Raw genomic sequence first — 5410 nt, 5'->3', positions numbered from 1 at the left:
GCCCTGCTGCTGAGCAGCAACGGGCAAAATCCGCCGGGTTCGGCCATCCCGCCGCTCCTGTCGGCCTATCTCGGCCTGCTGCAGCACTATCAGCGAATCGCCGCCCAACCGATACACCAATGCTGAAAAGAAACACAAAACAACAAACCCCACCAAAAATGATGGGGTTCGTCAGCAGTCTAGGGACGACTGAGAGTCGTGCCTTTTCACCAATTCTGCTGGCAGGCGGCTTTGCCCACGGTGTGAAGTGGTGCCCTTTTACGATGCTGACGGCGCCTGGCATTCCGCAGGCTGCGTGTGGTTTTGGGGACCTTCCCGCGAAGAATGGCAACGTTACCATTTAAGATTTTCGCGGAAAGGATTTTCGATGGCATCGACCCTGAAACGCTTCTCCTGCACTTCCCTGTGGGCCCTCTCCCTTGCTGTCTTCACCTTTGGAGCCGTATTTTCCGCTCCTCCAGCGTCCTCTCAGACCGCAGTGGAGGCCCAGCGCGTGGCTGCCGAGGTGGCGCGAGTCGCGGGCAAGCTGCCCAAAGAGTCGCAGGCCGTGATCACGCGGCTCACGCTGCTCGGAAACCTTCCTGAAGGCGGCTGGAAGATGCACGCCGGCGACCTGGCTCACGGGGAAGCCGTTGGACTTGATGAGTCGTCTTGGGAGACTCAGAAGGTGCCGGGCCGGGCTCCCAATGATCCGGTCTGGTTCCGCCAGACCTACACGATTCCGGACACGCTGGATGGGTACGATCTCACTGGCTCGCGCATCTGGTTCCAATTTCACGCGGAAGCGAACGGGCCGATGCCGGAGATTCTGTACTTCAACGGGCGGCGCGTTGCGCTGGGCGACGACCTCGAGCCAGTTGTCCTGTTTGACAGCGCCAAGCCCGGCGAAAAGGTGACAGTAGCGGTGAAGCTGATGCACACCGTGGACACCAAGAACATCCGCGGGGCGACGCTGAAGATTGACTTCCCCGAGAACCGGCCGAATCCGGAGGACCTGCGCACGGAGTTACTTTCCGCCGCGCTGCTGGTGCCCTCACTGGCCAAGTCTGACGCCTCGCAGATGGATACGCTCAATAGCGCGATCGCGGCGGTCGATACCAAGGCTCTCGACCAGAAAGACCAGCAGGGGTTCGATGCCAGCCTGAAGGCCTCGCACCAGAAGCTGGAGGCACTGCTGCCGCTGGTGCAGACGTTTACCTGGCACCTGACGGGGAATTCGCACATCGATGCGGCGTGGCTATGGCCGTGGACCGAGACGGTGGACGTGGTGAAGCGCACCTTCGGGACGGCGCTGCAGCTGATGTACGAGTATCCGCAATACACCTACACACAATCGGCAGCGGCTTACAACGAGTGGATGGCGGAGAAGTATCCCGACCTGAACGATCAGATCAAGCAGCGGATCAAAGAAGGGCGCTGGGAGATTGTGGGCGGGATGTGGGTGGAGCCGGACGTCAACATGCCGGACGGTGAATCGCTGGTACGCCAACTCCTGGTGGGTAAGCGCTGGTACAAGCAGGCCTACGGTGTCGATGTTCGGATCGGCTGGAACCCGGATTCGTTCGGCTACACGTGGCAACTGCCGCAGATCTACAAGAAGTCTGGGGTGGACTATTTTGTGACGCAGAAGATGACGTGGAACGACACCAACCAACTCCCGTTCAAGCTGTTCTGGTGGGAGTCGCCGGACGGGTCAAAAGTTTTGACGTATTTCCCGCACGACTACGCGAACAACAATCTGAGCCCCATCCGGTTGTCGCATGACACGGTGCAGGCGCGGGACCGCGCACCGGGCATTACGGAAATGATGGATCTGTACGGCATTGGCGATCACGGCGGTGGACCGACGCGGGCGATTCTGGACGAGGGCTTCCACTGGGCTGCGCAGTCGACGCCGGCCAAGGTGATGCCGAAGATGGAGTTTGGCCTGGCGCAGACGTTCTTCTCTTCGGTTGAGAAGAAGGTGGCGGACCAGAGCCCCGAGTGGAACTATCAGTCGATTGCGAAGGGCTATACGCCGCCGCCTGCGGTGGAAGGCAAGGTGTCGATTCCGACGTGGAAGTCAGAGATGTATTTCGAGTATCACCGCGGGGTGATGACCAGCCAGGCCAATCACAAGAGGAACATGCGAGACAGCGAGGAGCAGATGCTGAACGCGGAGAAGTGGGCGTCGCTGGCATGGCTGGATGGCCGGGAGTATCCGGGGAAGGAGCTGACGGAGGATTGGAAAAAGGTCCTGTTCAATCAGTTCCACGATCTGGCGGCAGGGTCCGGTATCGGCGTGATCTACAAGGATGCGCAGAAGGACTACGACGTGGTGCGTTACTCGACCAACGAGATCAGCGAAGGGGCGTTGCAGACGCTGGACGAGCGCATCAATACGGCGGGCAGCGGCACGCCGGTGGTGGTGTATAACCCGCTGGGCTGGGAGCGCAGTGGGGAAGTGACGGTGCATCTGGCATCCGGCAAGACGGGGCTTACGGCTACGGGCGCGCAGATTGTGGAGACGACCCCCGATGTGGGATCGGGCGCGGCGGAGGTGAAACTCCATGTGCTGAAGGTGCCGGCGTTTGGGTACAAGGTGGTGTGGCTGGGCAATGGCAAAGCGAAGCCGGAGCCGAGCGATGCGACTGCCAAGGATGCCGGGAACGCGATCTCGCTGGAGAACGCGATGATGCGGGTGAGCGTGGACAAGAGCACGGGCTGCGTCACCAGCCTGTTCGACAAGAAGACGAACTTTGAAACGCTGGCGAGTGGAGCCTGCGGGAATGAGTTGCAGTTCTTCCACGACACCCCGCGCGATTACGATGCCTGGAACATCGATCCGGGCACGCTGGACAAGAAGCCGGAGACCATTGAGCACGCCGATGCGGTGGAGTTGGTGAAGGCGGCGGAGCCGTATATCCGGGTGACGCGGCACTATGGGCAGTCGAAGTTTGTGCAGGACCTGTCGCTGTCGGCCGAGGGCGACATGGTGGACGTGGACAACCAGATCGACTGGCACGAGTCGCACATTTTGCTGAAGGCGGCGTTTGCGCTGGCGGCATCAGGGCCGTTTGCCACGTACGAGATTCCTTACGGGACGATCGACCGTGCGACGACGCGCAACAACTCGTGGGAGAAGGCGCAGTTTGAGGTGACGGGTCTGCGCTGGGCCGATCTGGGCGATGGGAAGCATGGGTTGTCGATCCTGAACCAGACGAAGTATGGGTACGACGCCGTGGGGAACGTGCTGCGTTTGTCGCTTCTGCGTTCGCCCAAGTGGCCGGATCCTGAGGCCGATATGGGGCATCATCACTTTCACTACGCGCTGTATCCGCATGCGGGTACGTGGAAGGAGTCCATGACGGTGCGCCGCGGCTATGAGTACAACTATCCGCTGCATGCGGTGGTTACGACGGGCCACACGGGTTCGCTTCCGGCGCAGCACTCGTTTGCCGGCGTGAGCTCAGACAACGTGGTGCTGACGGCCGTGAAGAAGGCCGAGGACGCCAACGGGCTGATCTTCCGCGTGTATGAGTGGGCGGGCAAGGGAGGCGAAGTGGAGTTCCATGTGCCGCCGGGGGCGCAGAGCGCGACGATCACCAACCTGATGGAGACGCCGGAGGGCGGGGCTCTGCCGGTGAGTGGCGACGTGGTGAAGGCGCCGATTCATCCGTACGAGATTCTTACGGTGCGGGTGGATTATTCGGCAGGGGGGCCGAAGATGTAGCGGCCGGGAACGGCTGGATTGCCATTGGCGGCTCCGCTTTCGGGCGGGCCGCTTTGTTTTGGGAATGTTTACTGTGAGTTAACTTGATGGTGGAATTGAAGGTGCAAGATGCGGTTCCAAGGGGCCGGAAGGGGGGGGTGGATAAGGTAGATAATGTGATATATGTCACAAGCGAAGAACTAAATCATTTTATAACTTATACTTAGCCTGGCAACGGCCCGAGTGGCGAAAAAAGCGTACCTCATAATTTTCTGGTAAACAGCGGAATGGATGCTGGATGGGCTGATTACCGAATGCGGAGGGGCCTCATGGTGGAGGAGAGCCCTTTCCGTGAGAGACGAGTATGGGTCAGGTCGCTGCGGTGGGGCTGTGCTGCCGGTCACATGAGATTGTGACGCAAGGACCGCGGACCGATTGCTGTTTACGTACGAGCACAGCAAGTCAGCGCCGCTTCGCGGGTTGGCGCCGTGGCGGGTCAGCGACGGCGAGAGTCTCACACTTCAAGGAAGCTCAGCAGATCATCGCGCCACCCCCCCCGGAGAAAACTCCGTGAGTGTGCTCCTAGGGGCGGGCGGGGTGGGGCGGTTGCTGATTTGGCTGGTGGTGGCGTTCCTTCTCGTGCCTGGCCGCCATGTTCTTGCGAACTACAGCCTTCTGCTCCGGGGTGAGGATCTCGTACATCTGGCTATACTCGAGGCGCTGGTAGCCCTCCAGCATGGCGGATTTCTGGCTGCCGTCCAGCTTGGGATCGTTGGCCACGGTACTGAGTCGCGACTGACCCTGCTCGTGGATTTTTTGCAGCCTGGCTTTCTGTTCTTCGCTGAAGGTCAGGCCGGAGAAATCGCCCGCGGGAGCAGGGAGGGGGTTTGGCTGCGCCCCGGTTGAGGCGGTGGCAGGAGCGTGCGTAGCGGGGCGAGGAGTTTGTTTGCTGTCTCCGCGAGAGGAGGCGGACACGCACAGCGCCGCCGCGAGGACGGCCAGCAGAATCTTTGTATCAGATAACTTCATGTTCCCTCGAGCCTGAATGGCCGGTGACATCTCACACGAGACGATTCAAGCAGGAGGCGGCGAAAGAGTGCTTGCTCTGGTGCAAAGAGGGGTGGTGCGGCCAGGGCGGCCAGGGTCGAGGTTCGTGGTTTCCCACGCTAGCCGCAAGACAGGTGGGGGGCCCGGGGGTGTGGAGGAACGAGGGCGGGCTCGTGGATTTCGTGGCTTCCCACCCTGTCGCCAGAAACAAAGCGACAGGATGGGGCACGGAGGTTTGTGGTGGAACGGCAGGGCGCGGACGGGGTTTGTGGGGCACGGGAGGCTGGCTGTTCGGTGGAGCGAGAACCGAGGTTCAGCGGGAATCAACCTCGGGTGAGGGCGGAGTCGGAGAAGTGGTCGAGGAGGTCGCCGGGGTCGCGCCACACCTCGACGCATCCCGCGTCCAGGAGGTCGTCTCGTTTCCAGCCGCCGCAGGTGACGCCGATGACGCGGATGCCCAGCTTTCCGGCCGATTGCGCATCGTAGGGGGTGTCGCCGAGGGCGATGGCCTGCTCTGCGCGCATGCCCATCTTCTGGAGCGCGGCCGCGAAGATGTCGGGCGCCGGTTTGGAGTGTTTCGCATCTCCGGAGGAGGAGGCTTCGTCTACGAGGTCCTCCATGCCGAGGATTTGGCCGTAGGTTTTGAGGTCTTCGGGGTCGGAGGAGGTGGCG

The 5410-nt window shown here is 61.3% G+C and carries 3 protein-coding genes; 1 reads left to right on the top strand and 2 read right to left on the bottom strand.

The window, feature by feature from the left end; all coding sequences use genetic code 11:
• The first annotated feature begins 367 nt into the window (after window positions 1-367).
• Window positions 368-3712, top strand: coding sequence for an alpha-mannosidase (locus tag VGL22_RS20870; RefSeq protein WP_465268897.1), 3345 nt, complete (start codon window positions 368-370; stop codon window positions 3710-3712).
• 561 nt (window positions 3713-4273) lie between these two features.
• Here the strand turns inward: VGL22_RS20870 and VGL22_RS20865 are convergent.
• Together VGL22_RS20865 and VGL22_RS20860 are read right to left on the bottom strand one after the other, a co-directional pair.
• Window positions 4274-4720 (bottom strand): hypothetical protein, encoded by a 447-nt coding sequence (locus VGL22_RS20865; RefSeq protein ID WP_465268896.1) that lies wholly within the window; start codon window positions 4718-4720, stop codon window positions 4274-4276.
• A 341-nt stretch (window positions 4721-5061) separates the two neighbouring features.
• On the bottom strand, window positions 5062-5410 hold a 349-nt coding region (locus tag VGL22_RS20860), incomplete at its 5' end, for an HAD family hydrolase (RefSeq protein ID WP_465268895.1).

It is taken from the genome of Occallatibacter sp. (genome assembly GCF_036502485.1).
Classification (GTDB): Bacteria; Acidobacteriota; Terriglobia; order Terriglobales; family Acidobacteriaceae; genus Telmatobacter.
The sequence above is the reverse complement of the archived record's forward strand: the minus strand, read 5'-3'. Positions and strand labels throughout refer to the sequence as shown.